14 protein-coding genes and 2 pseudogenes are annotated in these 18149 nt (G+C 60.2%); 6 read left to right on the top strand and 10 right to left on the bottom strand.

Annotation, left to right across the window (positions count from 1 at the left end):
• Positions 1-26: 26 nt before the first annotated feature.
• Complete coding sequence (locus GR303_RS13930) at positions 27-944, top strand: LysR substrate-binding domain-containing protein (RefSeq protein WP_161722847.1); 918 nt, start codon at positions 27-29, stop codon at positions 942-944.
• A gap of 302 nt (positions 945-1246) precedes the next feature.
• Here GR303_RS13930 and GR303_RS13925 read toward each other — a convergent pair whose 3' ends face one another.
• The gene (locus GR303_RS13925; RefSeq protein ID WP_161722846.1) at positions 1247-2140 is read right to left on the bottom strand and encodes a LysR family transcriptional regulator; all 894 of its coding nucleotides are present in this window, start codon (positions 2138-2140) and stop codon (positions 1247-1249) included.
• Between the two features lie 129 nt (positions 2141-2269).
• Here GR303_RS13925 and GR303_RS13920 point away from each other — a divergent pair.
• From GR303_RS13920 to GR303_RS13910, 3 genes and pseudogenes are all read left to right on the top strand, one after another.
• A pseudogene (locus tag GR303_RS13920) lies at positions 2270-3127 on the top strand (NmrA family NAD(P)-binding protein).
• A gap of 47 nt (positions 3128-3174) precedes the next feature.
• Entirely contained in the window at positions 3175-3447 is a 273-nt protein-coding gene (locus GR303_RS13915) for a DUF2798 domain-containing protein (RefSeq protein WP_161722845.1), read from the top strand.
• A gap of 91 nt (positions 3448-3538) precedes the next feature.
• Positions 3539-4067 (top strand): annotated as a pseudogene (locus GR303_RS13910) (transposase).
• A 56-nt stretch (positions 4068-4123) separates the two neighbouring features.
• On the opposite strand, the gene GR303_RS13905 reads toward GR303_RS13910, so the two are convergent.
• The 9 genes from GR303_RS13905 to ytfQ form a co-directional block, all read right to left on the bottom strand.
• On the bottom strand, positions 4124-5398 hold the full coding sequence (locus GR303_RS13905) for a M10 family metallopeptidase C-terminal domain-containing protein (protein WP_161722844.1): 1275 nt from the start codon (positions 5396-5398) through the stop codon (positions 4124-4126).
• A gap of 291 nt (positions 5399-5689) precedes the next feature.
• Positions 5690-6835 (bottom strand): multiple monosaccharide ABC transporter permease, encoded by a 1146-nt coding sequence (gene mmsB / locus GR303_RS13900; RefSeq protein ID WP_425487102.1) that lies wholly within the window; start codon positions 6833-6835, stop codon positions 5690-5692.
• A gap of 55 nt (positions 6836-6890) precedes the next feature.
• Positions 6891-8420, bottom strand: coding sequence for a multiple monosaccharide ABC transporter ATP-binding protein (mmsA, locus tag GR303_RS13895; RefSeq protein WP_161722842.1), 1530 nt, complete (start codon positions 8418-8420; stop codon positions 6891-6893).
• A gap of 93 nt (positions 8421-8513) precedes the next feature.
• Positions 8514-9578 (bottom strand): multiple monosaccharide ABC transporter substrate-binding protein, encoded by a 1065-nt coding sequence (gene chvE, locus GR303_RS13890; RefSeq protein ID WP_201752047.1) that lies wholly within the window; start codon positions 9576-9578, stop codon positions 8514-8516.
• A 276-nt stretch (positions 9579-9854) separates the two neighbouring features.
• A complete protein-coding gene (locus GR303_RS13885) occupies positions 9855-10631 on the bottom strand; it encodes a FadR/GntR family transcriptional regulator (protein WP_161722840.1) in 777 nt (258 codons plus the stop codon).
• An 18-nt stretch (positions 10632-10649) separates the two neighbouring features.
• On the bottom strand, positions 10650-11609 hold the full coding sequence (gene yjfF, locus GR303_RS13880; RefSeq protein WP_161722839.1) for a galactofuranose ABC transporter, permease protein YjfF: 960 nt from the start codon (positions 11607-11609) through the stop codon (positions 10650-10652).
• The gene (gene ytfT / locus GR303_RS13875) at positions 11606-12610 is read right to left on the bottom strand and encodes a galactofuranose ABC transporter, ATP-binding protein YtfT (protein WP_161722838.1); all 1005 of its coding nucleotides are present in this window, start codon (positions 12608-12610) and stop codon (positions 11606-11608) included. The genes yjfF and ytfT overlap by 4 nt, the downstream gene beginning before the upstream one ends.
• Positions 12611-14119 (bottom strand): galactofuranose ABC transporter, ATP-binding protein YtfR, encoded by a 1509-nt coding sequence (gene ytfR, locus GR303_RS13870; RefSeq protein ID WP_161722837.1) that lies wholly within the window; start codon positions 14117-14119, stop codon positions 12611-12613.
• A 93-nt stretch (positions 14120-14212) separates the two neighbouring features.
• Complete coding sequence (gene ytfQ, locus GR303_RS13865) at positions 14213-15175, bottom strand: galactofuranose ABC transporter, galactofuranose-binding protein YtfQ (protein WP_161722836.1); 963 nt, start codon at positions 15173-15175, stop codon at positions 14213-14215.
• 158 nt (positions 15176-15333) lie between these two features.
• Here ytfQ and GR303_RS13860 point away from each other — a divergent pair, with 158 nt between their 5' ends.
• On the top strand, positions 15334-17067 hold the full coding sequence (locus tag GR303_RS13860) for an IlvD/Edd family dehydratase (RefSeq protein WP_161722835.1): 1734 nt from the start codon (positions 15334-15336) through the stop codon (positions 17065-17067).
• A 33-nt stretch (positions 17068-17100) separates the two neighbouring features.
• Positions 17101-18039: a dihydrodipicolinate synthase family protein gene (locus GR303_RS13855; protein WP_161722834.1), complete on the top strand. Its 939-nt coding sequence runs from the start codon at positions 17101-17103 to the stop codon at positions 18037-18039.
• The last annotated feature ends 110 nt before the right edge of the window (positions 18040-18149 follow it).

The following is an 18149-nucleotide window of genomic DNA, read 5'->3' as shown; positions in this document are numbered from 1 at the left end:
GAACATCAAATAAGGCTTGAAGATCTATGAGCCGGATGCTGCCCGGAACCCGGGCATTGAAGATACTTGAAGCCGCTGGGCGGCACCTGAACTTCACCCGTGCAGCAGAGGAAGTTGGGTTGACCCCCGCGGCGGTCAGCCACCAGATCAAGGAAATCGAGGATCAACTCGGCATAGTGTTGTTCGCGCGGACGAGCAGGAGCATTCAGCTTACGCCAGCTGGTGTCGTTTTGCTCGAGGCGGTTACTGATGCTTTGGGCACCCTCAAACGTGCCACTGTCCGTGCCAGCCGGTTGGCTCGCGGGTCGGAACACCTGCGGGTGTCATTGAGCGCAAGGTTTGCATCGAACTGGCTCCTGCCGAGGCTTGCTCAGTTTCGGGCAGAGAATCCATCTTTACAGCTGACGTTCGACATCTCGGACGAGATACGGGAGTTTGACGCTGACGATATTGATGTCGCGATCAGATTTGGCGCTGGCAAGTACGAGCGCGCGCTCTCGGAGCGTCTGTTCGAGCCAGTAATCGTCGCGGTTTGCAGTCCGAAGTTGTTTGAGACTGGTGTCAGACTGGAAGAGCCGCGAGATCTGCTTCACCATACACTTTGCTACGTCGATTGGAAAACTGCCGGTATGGTATGGCCGAACTGGCGCATGTGGATGGCAGCAGCGGGCATTGATGATTTCGATGACAGCCGATGTGTCGGGTTCTCAGACTCAGGTCATGTCGTGCAGGCGGTTACCGAGGGCAACGCCATTGGCCTTGTCGACTTGGATATGATCGGGAGTGAACTCTCTCAGGGACGTCTGATACCGCTATTCGACGTTCAGGTCAGGATAGCGCCGCCTTATGCCTATTATCTTGTCTATCCGGAGAGCCGCAGTCATGATCCTGGCATCGTCGCATTCCGTGAGTGGCTTCTCGATCAGACGCGCCTGACGACCTAGTGAGTGCGCCAGTGTTGCAGCCGATTGAGCCTAGTGTCTGTCATGAACCCGGCATGAGGCCGTCATCGTTGGGCCGAGATGACCTCAACGCACAAACTTTACCCCTCCGATGTCCTCGATGAGGAATGGTCGCTGGTAGCGCCGTACCTGATGGCCATCACAGTCCAGGATGCCCGAGGTTGGTTCTAGCACGCCGGCTATGCCCTACACAGAGAGCGCAGGCGCCTTAGAAGAAGGTCAGCCGCCAACGACCGAAACAAACCTGAAAGCAGAACGCGCTACCCATTCCTCGTATGTGCGGGCTACAGGCGGTCGCACTCCAATTCGCGTGCGAGGGAATCGATGAACATCCGGGTTTTTGCCGGTGTGAGTTTGCTCCCGTGCCATACCGCGTGGATCGGCACGGTTGGCGGTTCAAACGGGACGAGAACGAGTTCCAAGACGCCGCGATCGACAAGATCGCGGATTTGCCAGAGGGGCGTGAAGCCAATCCCAAGTCCCTGGGCCACGGCGGCGTAGGTGCTCGCTGCATCGTCGGCACGAAACCGTCCGTTGACTCTTACGGTCCCCGACTTGCCATCGATGAGAACGGGCCAGGCATCGTCCTGCCGATCCGTGCTTCTGACGACACACTGGTGGCGCCATAAGTCCTGCGGATGCTCGGGGCGTCCGTGCTTGTCGAAATACTCCGGGGAGCCGAAGAACACCCGGCGCAACTCCCCCAACCGACGGGCCTTGAGACTCGAGTCCGGCAGGTGGCCGATGCGCACCGCGAGGTCCAGTCCCTCGTCTGTGAGGTCGACGAAGCGGTCCGAGAGCTCGAGCTCGACCCTGATCTGCGGATGGCGTTCCATGAACCTTGCGATCACGGGGACAAGATAGGCCGGTCCGAACAGAACGGAAGCCCCGATCCGCAATACACCTGAAGTCTCCGAACGCCGGGTTGCCGCCTCGAGCCTGGCCTCGTTCAGCTCCTGAAGGACGGGCTTGATGCGGTGATAGAATGCCCGCCCGGCCTCGGTGGGCTGTGACAGCCGGGTCGTGCGCTGCACCAGCTCAACCCCGATGCCGCGCTCCAGGGTCGCCAAGGATCGGCTGATCGCCTGGAGCGAACGGCCCAGGCGGCGCCCGGCGGCGGTGAGGCTGCCTTCGTCCACAATGGCCAGGAAGGCCTCAAGATCATCGATGCGGTCCATCATTCTCTCGCAAAACGAGAGAGAATATACACGGGATCGAATATTCTCTCCAATATCGGACTTGGCCATGTTCAGCTCCGACACGGACAGCGGCATGTCGGCTCGCCCGTCTGTGTAGAAGGGGAAACCATGCCGAAATCCAATCCAAACGTTCTTGTCATTGGAGCGAGCGGTCGCTTCGCCAGCCTCGTCGTCCCGGAGCTTGTCCGCCGTGGCGCCAGGGTCAGGGCATTCGTGCGTGACCCTGGCAAAGCATCCGTCGTTCGTCGGAATGGTGCTGCCGATGTAGCTGTCGGCGACCTGCGCGACAGGCCGAGCCTTGAACGTGCACTGTAAGGCATCGATGGCGTGTTTCACATCGGGCCGGCATTCGTGGCCGACGAGACCGATCTCGGGATCGGCCTCGTCGAGGCTGCGAGGCGAAGTGGGGTCCACAAGATCGTATTCTCCTCGGTGATCCATCCCACGAATGTCCGGCTTGCCAACCATGCCTCGAAGATCCCCGTCGAGGACGCCATCTTTGCATCCGGGATTGACTACACGATCCTGCACCCTGCGATGTTCTTCCAAAACATTGCCGGAGGCTGGCAATCCGTCATCGAACGCAGGGTATTTGCGGAGCCGTTCCCGATCAGGACGCGCGTCGCTCGCGTGGATTACCGGGATGTGGCGGCGATCGCGTTCACGGAGGACCGCCTGGCCTTCGGCACCTTCGAGCTCTGCGCTGCCATGCCGGATCGGAGCGAGATTGCGGCCGTCATGAGCGATGTCCTTAGTCGGCCTATTGAGCCTGGTGAGGTCCCCTTCGATGAGTGGGCTGCCCATCTCCCTCTGAGCCCTGATCAAAAGGAGTTCCTAGCAAAAGTGTTCGAGACCTATGCGACCTCAGAGTCCGGCGGCAACAGCCTAGTCCTTCGGGCTGTTCTTGGTCGGGAGCCCCGGTCCTTGCGCCAGTACATCGAGGATCTCGCATCCGCCGCGTCGTGAGGGCTCCCAAGCCCGTGAACGACATCGTTCGTATCAGGATTCGTCACATGACCTCTCCCGACACTGCTGCATTCAAGACCAGCAAGAAGCTTCCCGCACGCTATGGCGCTCTTCTCACGCCGCTCCTCATCTCCGTATTGATGTCGTGCGTCGTCTCCGGGGTTTCGACCGTCAAGAGCCTTGGCTTCGTCGAGAGTCTCTTCGCCGTATGGATGGGTGCCTGGATGGCTTCCTGGTTGGTTGCCTTTCCGACGCTGCTGGTCGTCCTGCCCGTTGTCCGCCGGATCGTGGCGGCCCTCGTCCAGCCGGCTTCACGTTGAGAACGGTCGCTCTTGAGGGCGTCTTCTCAGTGCCTGTTTGAGAATGTCGCACGGGGTCGGATTGGGATAGTGTCGCATCCACATGAGGCGGATGTGGACGAAAGACCATCGTGAGCGCCAGAAGGCCTTTGAGCGGCGGCGCTATCCCGCCGACCTGACCGATGAGGAATGGAAGCGGATCGGGCCGATCCTGCCTCAACCCGCCCTGCGTGGCCGCAGGCCCAAGGTGAACCTGTGCGAGATCCTCAATGCCATCGCTATCTCGCCCGCACCGGCTGCGGCTGGCGCATGCTGCCGCATGAGTTCGGAGCATGACAGGCAGTGTACTGGTGGTCCGGCGCTTTGTTCGTCGCCTGCTGTTCCAGACTCTGCACGATGTCGCCCTGATGCTCGGCCGCGAGCAGGCTGGCCGGGAGGTGAGCCCAGCGGCCGGCGTGATCGACAGCGAAACGTCAAAGCTCCTTTCCATTGCCGCGCAGGTGGGGCGTAGAGCGCACATTCGAGTGAAAATGCGCTGGCGCCGATTGGTGCGTGATTACGAGGAGCGCAGTGATGTCTCAGAAGCGGTAATCGGTGTGGCCATGAGCAGCCTCATGCTCCGCCGCATTGCTCACCCGTAACCATTCCTATACGGGCTCTTAGGGACTCTACGTTCCAGCTTTCTCGTTTTGGAGCCCTAGAGAATCAAATAGGAGTGTTTCACCAGACCAATCCCAGGAAGCGTGAGATTCGTATCCGCCACCCCATCACCATTGACGTCAAAGACGAGGCTGTGCGTTGAACGGTCAAACACAACCTGTGCTTTCCCCGACACAGCGAAATCCTGGCCCACCCGGAAATCTAACTTTTGTCGTCCGCCAGTATTTGGATCAGCATCGAATTTCGAAAAATCAAGCCTGTCACCTTCACTGGGGTTGAACTTCACGATCCGATCATGTCGCTCAAACGAGCCAAGGTCAGAAGCTCTGGAAAACACAAACCGGTCGCGACCGGAGCCACCCTGCATGTAGTCGCCGCCTGCACCGCCTTGAAGCGTATCGTTGCCTGCGCCGCCGTAGAGGGTATCGTTTCCGCTTAGCCCTCGGATCGAGTCGTGCCCTCCATTCCCACGAATGATGTTGTTCTCTGCATTCCCTGTTAGCGCATCGCCGAAGCGGGACCCACGCACGTTCTCGAACGTCGAATGATCGCCGAGGTAGACCTGTCCAAGATCAAGAATTGATGCTCTTTTCTGTCCGATCCAATTCCATGACCCATCTTTCAGATTGATTGAAACTTTATCCCTTACCTGTTCGGCGTTGATGGTATCGTTGCCACCCCCGTCCCACAGCAGGCGCTGGCTCCCAAAGATGTGGGTATCGTTTCCAAGCTTCCTCTTGGCTGGCCCGTAGATGCTCTGGAGTGACGCAATCTCAAAGAAGCTGAACTGCGTACTACGAATATCGTAGTCATAGGACATGATTGAGATCGGCATTTCACTAAGGGAAAGGCGAGGTGTACCCTCAAACGGGTGTTTTAGGCCGAGGGCATGGCCGATTTCATGGTGCAGTGCTAAAATGGCTTGTTGACCAGAATTATAGCTCCGATGAAGGAATACATCCATCCTTATCGCGTAGACCCCGTCTCGAAGATATGGTGTTCCCGAAGCATATCCCTCGCGACCCGGGATCTGAAACATTCCAAAGTTTATATCTGCTACCGCGTTGGTGCCAACTTGGTAAAATTCGATATTCACTCGACTAGAAATACTATCGAATATCCGCTTAACATCGCTTTGCTCAGGCTTTGTGAATGGTCTAAAACCGGAAGCAGGGTCTCCGAACCCAACATTAGAACCTTCAGCTGATGGCATGAACCGGTAGCTGACTCTGGCCGGTTCACCATCGGAGCTATTCCAAGCAAAACGACTGGATACTGGGAGCCGAAGCGCAGAGATGAACTTTGCGGGCATGGCGTGCACTCCTCACGGCCAAGTATGCGAAGCGTTCACACCGCGACTCAAGAGATATTTAGGAGATTCAAGGCGAGAGGACGATCTGCTCAACTTGAGACCAAAGTGGTCAAGACCGCATCGCCTGCTTCATGCCCATAGGCGGGCGCGCTGCAATATAGTGATCCTTGGATAGGTTCAGCGGAAACTGGCCAGAACCTGAGCCACTTTCGGCACTCTGTATCATCATTTAAACCGTGGCCTTATGGATCGCCCTGGATGAACTGGCTTCAACTCGCGCCCCAGCTTCAATCATTTCTTCCTATTATAGACATCCAGAGAGACGGCCGCGAGCAGCACCAGACCTTTGATAACCTGTTGATAGTCAATGCCAATTCCTAGGATCGACATCCCGTTGTTCATCACGCCCATCACAAAGGCGCCTATGACCGCCCCCGTAACCTTGCCCACGCCGCCGGTGGCCGAGGCGCCGCCGATGAACACGGCGGCGATCACGTCAAGTTCGAAGCCGAGGCCGGCCTTCGGCGTCGCAGTGTTCAGTCGTGCGGCGAAGATGAGGCCTGCAAGCCCCGCCAGGACGCCCATGTTGACGAAGGTCAAGAAGGTCAGTCGCTCGGTCTTGATGCCCGACAGCTTGGCCGCCTTCTCGTTGCCGCCCAAGGCATAGATGCGTCGACCGATGGTGGTGCGGTTGGTCACGAAGGCATAGAGCGCGATCAGCACTGCCATGATGACGAGAACGTTCGGCAGCCCGCGATAGGTTGCCATGAGGTAGCAGAACGCGATCACGAGCACGGCAAGCAGGCCGTTCTTGAACAGGAAGAGGCCGAAGGGAGCGGTCTCCACCGCATGCTTGAGCTGGTTGGCCCGGCTGCGGAAGCTGAAATAGATCAGCACCGCGACGCTTGCGACGCCGAGGAAGAGGGAGGTGTAGTTGAAGCCCTCGCCTCCGAAGACATCCGGGATGAAGCCCGAGCTCAGCCGCTGGAAAACTACCGGGAACGGACCGACCGACATGCCGCCGAGAAGCGCCAGGGTGAGGCCCTTGAAGACGAGCATGCCGGCGAGCGTGACGATGAAGGACGGTACCTTGAAATAGGCGACCCAGTAGCCTTGAGCGGCACCGATGAGTCCGCCGACGATCAGGCAGGCAATGGTCGTGGTCACGGGGTCGACCCCCCACCGCACCATCATCATCGCTGCCAGACCGCCGACGAAGCCGACGATGGAGCCTACCGACAAGTCGATGTGACCTGCCACGATGACGAGCAGCATCCCCAACGCCATGATGACGATATAGCTGTTCTGCAGCACCAGGTTGGTCAGGTTGAGGGGCCGCAGGAGGGTGCCGTTGGTCACCACCTGGAAGAACAGCATGATGACCAGAAGCGACAGCAGCATGCCGTAATCGCGGAAGTGTGTTTTGACGAATTCCATCCAAGACGTTTTCTGCTGGGGAACGTGAAGCTCGTCGGCAGTTCTCGTGTCCATCTCAGCGCCTCCCCGACTTGACGATAGCGTGCATGATCTTTTCCTGGGATGCCTCGGCAACGTCCAGTTCGGCGATCAAGGAGCCTTCGTTCATCACATAGATCCTGTCGCACATGCCGAGCAGCTCCGGCATCTCCGAGGATATCATGAGAACGCCCTTTCCGGCATCGGCGAGCTTGTTGATGATCGTGTAGATTTCGTATTTCGCCCCCACATCAATGCCGCGGGTCGGCTCGTCCAGAATGAGGATCTCCGGGTCGGAGAACAGCCATTTGCTCAGGACAACCTTCTGCTGGTTGCCGCCCGACAGGTTCACCGTATCCTGAAAGACGCTGGGGCTGCGGATGCGCATCTTGGCCCGGTAGTCGTTGGCGACCGCTAGTTCCCGAATGTCGTCGATAACAAGGTTTTTGGAGACGCCCTCAAGGTTCGCGAGCGTTACGTTCTTGCGGATGTCTTCGGCCAGGACCAATCCATAGGTCTTACGATCCTCGGTGGCATAGGCGATCCTGTTGGCGACGGCCTTCCCCACCGTACTCACGTCGATCTCCCTGCCGTGCAGCAGCACCCGGCCGGAGATGTTCTGGCCGTAGCTGCGGCCGAACAGGCTCATGGCCAGCTCGGTCCGCCCCGCCCCCATCAGTCCGGCGATGCCGACGATCTCGCCCCGCCGGATGTTCAGGCTGACGTTCTTGACCACCTGCACATGATTGTGGATCGGGTGATAGGCGGACCAATTCTCCACCTGGAAGATGACCTCGCCGATCTTCGGCTCGCGCTTCGGATAGCGGTCTTCCATGGTGCGGCCGACCATGCCGCGGATAATCCGATCCTCGCTGATAGCCTCGGCTCGGCAATCGAGGGTCTCGACCGTACCGCCGTCGCGCAGCACGGTAATGGAGTCTGCCACCTTCGAGATCTCGTTGAGCTTGTGGGAGATCAGGATGGACGAGATGCCCTGGGCCTTGAACTGAAGCAGCAGGTTCAACAGAGCATCGCTGTCCGTTTCATTGAGGCTGGCGGTGGGCTCGTCCAGGATCAGAAGCTTTACCTTTTTCGAGAGCGCCTTGGCAATCTCGACGAGCTGCTGCTTGCCGACGCCCAGGTTGGTGACGAGGGTTTCCGGAGACTCGTTGAGGCCGACGATCCTGAGCAGTTCCCTCGTTCGTGCGAAGGCCGACGACCAGTCGATGACGCCGTACCTGGCCTGCTCGTTTCCGAGAAAGATGTTTTCGGCAATGGAGAGGAGCGGCACCAGCGCCAGTTCCTGGTGGATGATGATGATGCCGAGAGCCTCGCTATCGGAGATGCCCGAGAAGCGGCGCTCCTCGCCCTCGTAGATGATCGAGCCGGAGTAGGAGCCGTATGGATAGACGCCGCTAAGCACCTTCATCAGCGTCGACTTGCCGGCACCGTTCTCGCCCACGAGTGCATGGATCTCGCCGGCTTTGACCGTGATGTTGACGTTGTCGAGCGCTTTCACGCCCGGAAACGTCTTGGTGATCCCCCGCATCTCAAGGATTGCGCTCATCGTTTGAACCTCAGGCCGCCCACGGACTCCAGGCGCTCTCGAAACGAGCATGGACCCTGCAAGGGTGTGCAAGGTCCATGCTTCATGAGCCAATTACTTGAACTGGTCTTCCTTGTAGTAGCCGCTGCCGACCAGAACTTCCTTCCAGTTCGAGGCGTCGACGCTCACCGGCTTCAGGAGGTAGGACGGAACCACCTTCACCCCGTTTTCATAGGTCTTGGTGTCGTTCACCTCAGGAGCCTTGCCGGACATCATGGCGTCGACCATGTTGGCCGCAACCTTGGCGAGTTCGCGGGTATCCTTGAACACCGTCTGAGTCTGCTCCTTGGCCAGGATCGACTTGATCGAAGGCACTTCCGCATCCTGGCCGGTGATGATCGGCATCGGCTGCCGCGGGCTGCCATAGCCTACGCCCTTGAGCGAGGAGATGATGCCGATGCTCAGGCCGTCATACGGCGAGAGAACTGCATCGACTCGCTTGTCGGTGTAGAAGGCGGACAGCAGGTTGTCCATGCGAGCCTGGGCAACCGCCCCATCCCAGCGCAGGGTGGAGACCTTGTCCATGCCCATCTGGCCGCTCTGAACCTTAAGCTTACCGTTCTTGATGTAAGGGTCGAGAACGGACATGGCGCCATTGTAGAAGAAATAGGCGTTGTTGTCGTCGGGCGAGCCGCCGAACAGCTCGATGTTGAACGGGCCCTTGCCCTCCTTCAGGCCGAGCGCCTTCTCGATGTAGCCGCCCTGAAGCACGCCAACCTGGAAGTTGTCGAAAGTGGCATAGTAGTCGACGTTCTTGGAATTGCGGATCAGGCGGTCATAGGCAATGACCTTGATCCCCTTGTCGGCTGCCTGCTGAAGCGCATCGGATAGCGTCGTGCCGTCGATGGCCGCAATCACGAGCACCTTGACGCCTTTAGTGATCATGTTCTCGATCTGGGAGAGCTGGTTGGGAATGTCGTCTTCAGCATATTGCAGGTCGACATTATAGCCCTTCTCTTTGAGCGCCTTGACCATATTGTTGCCGTCGTCGATCCAGCGTGCGGACGACTTCGTGGGCATGGCCACGCCGACGGTGCCTTTGTCCTGCGCCTGAGCGGCGCCGAGCAGGCCGAGGGCTCCGAAAGCCACGGCTGCCAAAGTGGTCGTCAATGTCTTCAAGGTCGTTCTCCCTCGTATCTTGTCCAGAATATCGCCCGTAGAAACAGGCATCCTTCGCTCAAGAGCTTTTCGCCAGATTGTGGCTTTGACCCAAGTCGAGCCAGCCGTCCGATCTTGTTGTCGGGTCGATCCGCCCCCTTGGAGCAGCCCTGCCTCTCCATCGCTGGAGAAACGTCACTGCGATCTTCCCAAGAATAAATCATACAATAATATAATTCCTTCTCACAAGCACCTGTAGATCTTACTCCCCTTCGACAAAAGGATCATCCGTTTCGGCTAGTCAGCTTCTGAGAAGGCGTGGATCTGGATTTTGGCCAGTGAGCTCTCCGCATGTTTGATCTGCACCCTTTCCGCCGCCTGCAGGATGAGCGTAGCCATGGCCTCACTCGCAAGGGATGGTTTGCGCTGCTCGATGGCATCGAACACACCCTGGTGCTGCCGCATCACCTCCCGAAAACGATCATCGCTCGATACGGGCGAACTGATCGTGAAGGATGTTGCCAAGGCTGCTCCGATGACGGAGCCGATCGACTGCAGAAAGGGATTGCCTGAAGCCTCAAGAATGGCCTGATGGAAGGCAAGGTCCGCCTTTGTGAACCCCTGCCGGTTGCTCTCGCATCCATACATCGCCTGAAGGGCCTTGCGCATGCGCTCCAGTTGTTCGGGCGTGCGCCGCTGGGCAGCTGTGGCGCAGGCAAGCGGCTCGAGGGTTTGCCTGATTTCGAAGAGCCATCCGAGGAAGCGGGCATCCACGCCCATTTCGAGATGCCATTCCAGGATGTCGGCATCGAACATGTTCCAGTTGTTGCGATCGAGGACCTTGGTGCCGACCTTCGTCTTGGACTCGATCAGGCCCTTTGCGGCCAGGGTCTTCAAGGCCTCGCGAAGGGCCGTCCGCGAAACCCCGAAGAGCTCCATCAGCTCTGCGTCTCCCGGCAGGATACTGCCGATAGGAAAGCGCCCCTGCATTATGCTCTGGCCGATCCCATGGGCAACGAGATCATGAGCCGATCGTGTTCTCGAAGGTCTCTGGACGCCGTTCACCAACACCATGATCCTGCTCTTTGAACTCTACCGCGATCGAAGCGAAGCTGCCGAGAGTCCCCGCTGCAAAACAATAAATGCAAACAAAAGAGCTCCAATGGCAATCTTGGTCCACCAGGAACTCAGGGTCCCCTCGAAGGTGATGTACGTCTGGATCAATCCCTGGATCAGCACACCGATCATCGTGCCGATGATGGTCCCATAACCCCCCGTCAGCAGAGTTCCACCTATGACAACCGCTGCAATCGTGTCGAGCTCGACCCCGGTCGCGGCCAAAGAATAACCTGCGGATGTGTAGAAGGAAAAGACGATTCCGGCCAGGGCCGCCAGGAAGCTCGACAGCATGTAGATCGCGATCGTCGTCTTCCCTACGGGAACACCCATCAGTTCCGCCGAGGTCCTGTTGCCGCCGAGGGCGTAGACATTGGCACCGAACCGGGTGAAATGCGCCAGAACGATCCCCACCGCAAAGGTGACAAGCATCACTATGGCGATAAAGGTAAGCCTTCCCCCGCCAGGGAGGGCAAAGGCGATATCCGTGATCTGGCCATAGGCGGGGGCATTGATCGGGATGGAATCCGTGGTGAGCACGAAGCACAGGCCCCGTGCCAGGAACATGCCGGCCAGCGTCACGATGAAGGCCGGAATTTGGAAGGCATGGATCAGGAAGCCCATTCCCGCTCCGAACAGGGCCGCGATGCCGAGGACGAGGATGAAGGCGAGATAGGGATTGAGCCCGTATCGCTCGATAGCCACCGCGAGGAAGACCCCGGTGAAGGCGATTACCGAGCCGACCGATAGGTCGATCCCGCCGGACAGGATCACGAAGGTCATGCCCACTGCGACGATGCCGAGGAAGGCATTGTCAGTCAGCAGATTGCCGATCACCCGGGTGGAGGCAAAGCTCGGGAACTGCACCAGGCAGAGCAGATATCCGACGACGAAGACAACCAGCGTGATGAGTACGGGAAGATGGCGCCGGATCATGCCTTGCTCCTCCAGACGGCATGAACGGCGCTCAGAACAGGCGACTGCGCCAGGAGCACCGCCATTACGACGATGGCTTTTACGATAAGGTTGTATTCGGGTGGGTAGCCGCTCAGCAGGATGCCGGTGTTCATGGCCTGGATGATGAGCGCGCCGACGACCGAAAGGCCGAGGCTGAAGCGACCGCCGAAGAGAGAGGTGCCGCCGATGACCACAGCGAGGATTGCATCGAGTTCGAGCCAGAGGCCGGCATTGTTGGCATCGGCACCACGGATATCGGCCGTTACGATTAAGCCCGCAATGGCCGCGCAGAGGCTGCACCACATGTATACTGCAATCGTTACGGCCTTGGTGCCGACCCCCGCATAGGCGCTGGAGCGGACATTGGCGCCGACGGCCTCGATGAAAAGGCCGAGCGCGGTGTATCGAACCACGAGATGTGTAATGAAGAGCATCACGAGAGCGATTCCCACCGGCATCGGCAGCATCAGGAAGGAGCCGCCGCCGATAGCGGCGAAGTCCTCGCTCACGAAGGTGATGATCTGCCCCTCCGTGATGAGCTGTGCAAAGCCGCGCCCCGCCACCATCAGGATGAGGGTCGCCACGAAAGGTTGGATCTCGAGAATGGCAACGAGGATGCCGTTCCAGAGACCGCACAGGAGTCCGACGCCAGCCGCAGTCGCAAGTGCCATAGGCAAGGGATAGCCCTGGGCTGTCAATGCCGCTGCCGTCGCGCCTGCAATGGCCATGACTGCGCCCACCGACAGATCGATGCCGCGGGTGGCAATGACGAGCGTCATGCCCAAAGCCAGGATCGCAACCGGCGCACCCCGGTTCAGAACATCGATGAGGCTTCCAAACAGGCGGCCATCCTGAAGGCGCAGGGCGAAGAAGTCACGGAAAACAAGCCAGTTGACGAGAAAGACGATCAAGAGTGCCGCAACCTGCGGAAGTCCTTTGGGGAGAGAGCGCGGGCTGCCGGCTTGTATCATGCTGCTCATTCAGTGGCTCGCAATGGTTGTCATAATGGTATCGGCGCTCACCTCGGCGCCGGAAAGCTCACGGACATGCCGCCGGTCGCGCAGCACGACCACGCGGTCGCTATAGGAGGCAATCTCTTCCAGCTCCGACGAGATGACGAGGAGCGCAAGCCCGTCCTCGCACAGCCGCTCGATGAGACGGATGATCTCGGCATGAGCGCCAACGTCGATGCCGCGCGTCGGCTCGTCGAGAATCAGGAACCGTGGCTCGGTGGCGAGCCAGCGCGCGAGCAGCGCCTTCTGCTGATTTCCGCCCGAAAGGAGCCCAATGGGCTTTTCCGCATCCGGGGTGCGGATGTCGAGAAGCTTGATGAAGCGGCTCGCGATCTCATCCTGCCTGCGGCGGGGGATCTGGTGCAGCCATCCGCGCCGTGCCTGCAGAGCCAGGATGATGTTCTCGCGGATCGAGAGCTCTGCGACGATGCCCTCCGTCTTGCGGTCCTCAGGGGTGAAGCCGAACCGCAGGCGGGCCGCATCGCGCGGCGTTGCGATGCGTACCGGCTTGCCATCGACAAAAGCCTGCCCGTTATCCGCCCGTTCTATCCCGAATATCAGCTTGGCAGTTTCCGTCCGCCCGGAACCGAGTAGGCCAGCCAGTCCCACCACTTCGCCGGGGCGCACAGCCAGGTCAAACGGGTCGACAAAGCGTCTCTTGCCGTAATTCTTGAAAGCCACGAGCGGCTCTCCGGTCACGGCAGGGCGCTGGTTGCGGTGCAAAGCTTCCGCGGCAAGCTCGCGCCCCAGCATCATGGAGACGAGTTCGATGCGCGGCAGCTCGGCAATCGGCTTAGAGCCCACGAGACGCCCATTGCGCAGTACCGTGATCCGGTCGCAGACGGCGTAAACCTGATCGAGAAAATGCGTCACGAACACGATTCCGATGCCACGGCGCCTCAAATCTTTCAGGATGCCGAAGAGGGTCTCTACCTCCTGGGCATCGAGGCTCGCCGTCGGCTCGTCGAGGATGAGCACCTTGGCGGAGAGATCGACTGCACGGGCAATGGCGATGATCTGCTGGACCGCAACGGAATAGCTGCTGAGAGGATTGGCGACATCGATGTCGAGGCCATAGCCTGCAAGCAGTTCCGAGGCTCGGCGGCGCATCTCGCCTGTGCGCACCAACCCGAAGCGATGGGGCTGGCGACCGATGAAAAGGTTTTCCGCCACCGACAGGTTCGGCAGAAGGTTCACCTCCTGATAGACGGTCCCGATCCCGAGCGAGAGCGCATCGGCAGGATCCCGCGCCGTGACCTCCTGCCCATCGAGGCGGATGGTGCCGGCATCGCGCCTGAATACACCTGTCAGCACCTTGATCAAGGTCGACTTGCCGGCGCCGTTCTCTCCCAGCAGGCCGTGGATCTCCCCCGCATGCAGGGTGAAATCCACATGGTCGAGCGCCTGCACGCCTGGAAATCCCTTCGTCAGCCCTCTGATCTCAAGGAGCTGAGGCTGTTCTCTCGATGGCTGCATCCTGCCCTCGCCGCCCGTGCGCATATCCGCCGAGTCCGGCGGAATACCGGAGGCGGCAGGCGAAAGCGCCTGCCGCCGGATGGTTGTGCGAGGTCAGTAGAGATCCTTGCGCTTCTCGTACTCGGCTTTTGCCGTCTCGGGCGTGTAGACCTTGGACTCGGTCTGGATCCACTTCGGCGGCTGCTTGCCGTCCTTCTTGAAGGCGATCAGCGCATCGAGAGCAGGACCCGCCATGTTGGGCGTCAGCTCGACTGTGACGTTGGCCTCGCCGTCGGCCATGGCCTTGAAGATGTCGGGGACGGCATCGATGGAGACGATCTTGATGTCCTTGCCAGGCTTCAGGCCCGCTTCCTTGATGGCCTGAATCGCGCCGATCGCCATGTCGTCGTTGTGCGCATACACGGCGCAGATGTTCTTGCCGCCACCCTCGGCCTTGATGAAGCTCTCCATGACCTCCTTGCCCTTGGTGCGGGTGAAGTCGCCGGATTGCGTGCGGATGATCTTCATGCCGGGATTGGCCGCCACGACCTGGTCGAAGCCCTTCTTGCGGTTGATCGCAGGGCTCGAGCCGACCGTACCCTGCAGTTCGACGACGTTGCACTTGCCGCCGGTTTCCTTGGCCAGCCACTCGCCTGCCACCTTGCCCTCGTACACGGTGTCGGAGGTTACCGCCGTGAGGTAAAGGGAGTCGTCCTTGGTCTCGATGGAGCGGTCGAGGAGAACCACCGGGATCTTGGCGTCCTTGGCCTCCTTCAGCACCGCGTCCCAGCCCGTGGACACGACCGGCGCGATGAAGATCGCGTCGACGCCTTGCGCGATGAAGGACCGGACGGCGCGAATCTGGTTCTCCTGCTTCTGCTGTGCATCGGAGATCTTCAGTTCCACGCCCCGCTTCTCGGCCTCGATTTTCGAGACCTTCGTTTCGGCAGCCCGCCAGCCGGACTCCGAGCCGACCTGCGAGAATCCGATGGTCATTTTGGTCTGGGCATAGGCGGCACCTGAGGACAGCATCAATGCGGCCATGCCAATGGTCGTCAGAAAGTGACGGGCCTTCATGCGTTTTCTCCCTGAATTTCTCGTTGCTCTTCGACTTTAGCAGCCTTAACAGCTGACTATTAGTACTATTATATGAATCAAAGAGAGCGCATATTCAACCAAAGTCGTGCTCTCGGAGCACGTGCGGGGCCGTGACAAAGTTTCGAAGGCGAGAAGGAATGACCAAAGACGAGAAACGCCCGTTGCGCAGTCAGGCTTGGTTCGGGCGCCAGGACAAGATGGGGTTTTATTATCGCTCCTTCCTGAAGAACAGCGGCTTCCCCCAGGACCAGTTCGACGGCCGTCCCGTCATCGGCATCTGCAACACCTGGTCCGAACTCACCCCTTGTAACGCCCATTTTCGCACCATCGCCGAGCACGTGAAGTACGGCGTGCTCGACGCGGGCGGCTTCCCGCTCGAGTTTCCCGTCTCCTCGCTTGGCGAGGTGACCATGCGGCCGACTGCTATGCTGTTCCGTAATCTCGCCGCCATGGATGTGGAAGAGGCGATTCGGGCTCATCCGCTCGATGGCGTCGTGCTGCTCATGGGTTGCGACAAGACCACCCCTGCCCTGCTCATGGGCGCGGCCTCGGCCGATCTGCCCACCATCGGCGTCTCGGGCGGACCGCAGCTGCGCGGCGTCTACCGCGGCAAGTATATCGGATCCGGCACCAACATCATCTCCATGAGCGAGCAGCTGCGCGCCGGGGAGGTGACGCTGCAGGAGTTCCATGAGGCGGAAGCCGGCATGAATCGCTCCGCCGGCCATTGCATGACCATGGGCACCGGCTCCACCATGGCCTCCATGGTCGAGGCGCTCGGCGTCGGTCTACCTGAGAACGCCGCCATCCCTGCCAGCGATGCCCGCCGCAATCAGCTTGCCCGCATGGCTGGACGGCGTATCGTTGAAATGGTGCACGAGGATCTCGTCCTCTCCAGGATCATGACCCGTGAGGCTTTCGAGAACGCCATCCGCACATTGGCGGCCATCGGCGGCTCGACCAACGCAGTGGTACATCTGCTGGCCATCGCAGGGCGTGTCGGGATCGACCTGACCCTGGAAGATTTCGACCGGCTCGGGCGTGACATCCACTGCCTCGTCGACCTCATGCCCTCCGGTCGCTTCCTCATGGAGGATTTCTACTATGCCGGCGGCCTGCCGGTGGTGCTGCGCACCCTGGGCGAGCGCGGCCTGCTGCACAGGGAGGCGCTCACCGTCAACGGCAAGCCGATCTGGGAGAACGTGAAGGACGCGCCGTGCTGGAACCGGGAGGTGATCACCACCTTCGAGGAGCCGTTCAAGCCGCAGGCGGGAATTGCCATCCTCAAGGGCAATCTCGCGCCGAACGGGGCCGTCATCAAACCCTCGGCCGCCTCGCCCGAGCTCATGCAGCATACGGGCCGCGCGGTGGTGTTCGAGACGATCGAGGACCTGCACCACCGCATCGACGACGAGGATCTCGACATCGATGAAACTTGCATCATGGTGCTCAAGAACTGCGGCCCGAAGGGTTATCCGGGTATGGCCGAGGTCGGAAACATGCCCCTGCCGCAGAAGCTGCTCAAGCAAGGCGTCCGCGACATGATCCGCATCTCGGATGCCCGCATGTCCGGCACAGCCTACGGCACCGTGGTGCTGCATGTGGCGCCTGAGGCAGCCGCCGGTGGGCCGCTGGCGCTTGTCGAGAACGGCGACCTGATCACCCTTGATGTGCCGGCGCGCAGCCTGCATCTTCATGTGGATGCCGAAGAGATGGAGCGCCGGCGGGCCGCCTGGGTCCCGCCTGCACCGCACGCAACACGCGGCTGGGCCAAGCTTTATGTCGACCATGTCCTGCAAGCCGACAAAGGGGTCGATCTGGACTTTCTCGTGGGTCGCACGGGCTCGCCCGTGCCGCGGGACAACCACTGAACGGCAGCAGCAAAGATCATGAAGGAAGAGATCATGTCCCAATCCGGCAGGAGTTCCGTGCGTCCTTACCGCGGCGTGTTCCCGGTGGCGCCGACCATCTTCGACGATGAGGGCCGGCTCGATCTGGAGGGGCAGAAGCGCGCCGTCGACTTCATGATCGATGCGGGCTCCGATGGGATCTGCATCCTGGCGAACTTCTCCGAGCAGTTCGTGCTGCGCGACGAGGAGCGCGAAGCGGTCATGACGACGGTGCTCGATCATGTGGCGGGCCGCGTTCCGGTCATCGTCACCACCAGCCACTTCTCGACCGAGATCTGCATCGAGCGCAGCCGGCGGGCCGAAGCCGCGGGCGCCGCGATGGTGATGATCATGCCGCCCTTCTTCGGCGCGACGCTGCGGGTGCCGGAGCCCGGCATCTACGAGTTCTTCCAACGCGTGTCGGATGCCATCAGCATCCCGATCATGATCCAGGATGCGCCCATGTCGGGCACCTCGCTGTCGGCAGCCTTCCTGGCCCGCATGGCCAAGGAGATTCCGAACGTCTCCTACTTCAAGATCGAGGTGGCGGGCACCGCCACGAAGCTGCGTGACCTCATCGCCCTGGGCGGCGAGGCGGTCGAAGGCCCCTGGGATGGCGAGGAGGCGATCACCCTCATGGCTGATCTCGACGCGGGAGCCACAGGGGCCATGACGGGCGGAGCCTATCCCGACGGCATTCGGCAGATCGTCGATCCCTACTTCGCCGGCGAGCGCGAGGCGGCAGCGGCCGCTTACGAGCGCTGGCTGCCCCTGATCAACTACGAGAACCGGCAATGCGGCCTGATTGCCGCCAAGGTTCTCATGAAGGAAGGCGGCGTGATCCGCTCGGACGCCATCCGCCACCCGCTTCAATCCCTCCACCCGGCAACCCGCCAGGGCCTCATCGAGATTGCCCAACGCCTCGACCCGCTCGTCCTCAAATGGGGGCGGTAGGAACGCCGCTGTTTACCCTCCGTGCTCCCCCGAAGAAAGGAGGGCAGGCTCTGAAAAGTGCCAGAAGGAAACTTTAGGTCCACACCTCCCTCAGGACGAGCTGCACTCTT

It is taken from the genome of Microvirga arsenatis (assembly GCF_009910705.1).
Taxonomy (GTDB): domain Bacteria; phylum Pseudomonadota; class Alphaproteobacteria; order Rhizobiales; family Beijerinckiaceae; genus Microvirga; species Microvirga arsenatis.
This window is presented reverse-complemented; position numbering and strand designations above follow the sequence as displayed.

Bases quoted from the DNA above. Each gene is read 5' to 3' on its own strand.
- GR303_RS13930 (WP_161722847.1), top strand. From the start codon at position 27: ATGAGCCGGATGCTGCCCGGAACCCGGGCATTGAAGATACTTGAAGCC.
- GR303_RS13925 (WP_161722846.1), bottom strand. From the start codon at position 2,140: ATGGACCGCATCGATGATCTTGAGGCCTTCCTGGCCATTGTGGACGAA.
- GR303_RS13915 (WP_161722845.1), top strand. From the start codon at position 3,175: ATGACCTCTCCCGACACTGCTGCATTCAAGACCAGCAAGAAGCTTCCC.
- GR303_RS13905 (WP_161722844.1), bottom strand. From the start codon at position 5,398: ATGCCCGCAAAGTTCATCTCTGCGCTTCGGCTCCCAGTATCCAGTCGT.
- mmsB (WP_425487102.1), bottom strand. From the start codon at position 6,835: ATGGAATTCGTCAAAACACACTTCCGCGATTACGGCATGCTGCTGTCG.
- mmsA (WP_161722842.1), bottom strand. From the start codon at position 8,420: ATGAGCGCAATCCTTGAGATGCGGGGGATCACCAAGACGTTTCCGGGC.
- GR303_RS13885 (WP_161722840.1), bottom strand. From the start codon at position 10,631: ATGGTGTTGGTGAACGGCGTCCAGAGACCTTCGAGAACACGATCGGCT.
- yjfF (WP_161722839.1), bottom strand. From the start codon at position 11,609: ATGATCCGGCGCCATCTTCCCGTACTCATCACGCTGGTTGTCTTCGTC.
- ytfT (WP_161722838.1), bottom strand. From the start codon at position 12,610: ATGAGCAGCATGATACAAGCCGGCAGCCCGCGCTCTCTCCCCAAAGGA.
- ytfR (WP_161722837.1), bottom strand. From the start codon at position 14,119: ATGCAGCCATCGAGAGAACAGCCTCAGCTCCTTGAGATCAGAGGGCTG.
- ytfQ (WP_161722836.1), bottom strand. From the start codon at position 15,175: ATGAAGGCCCGTCACTTTCTGACGACCATTGGCATGGCCGCATTGATG.
- GR303_RS13860 (WP_161722835.1), top strand. From the start codon at position 15,334: ATGACCAAAGACGAGAAACGCCCGTTGCGCAGTCAGGCTTGGTTCGGG.
- GR303_RS13855 (WP_161722834.1), top strand. From the start codon at position 17,101: ATGTCCCAATCCGGCAGGAGTTCCGTGCGTCCTTACCGCGGCGTGTTC.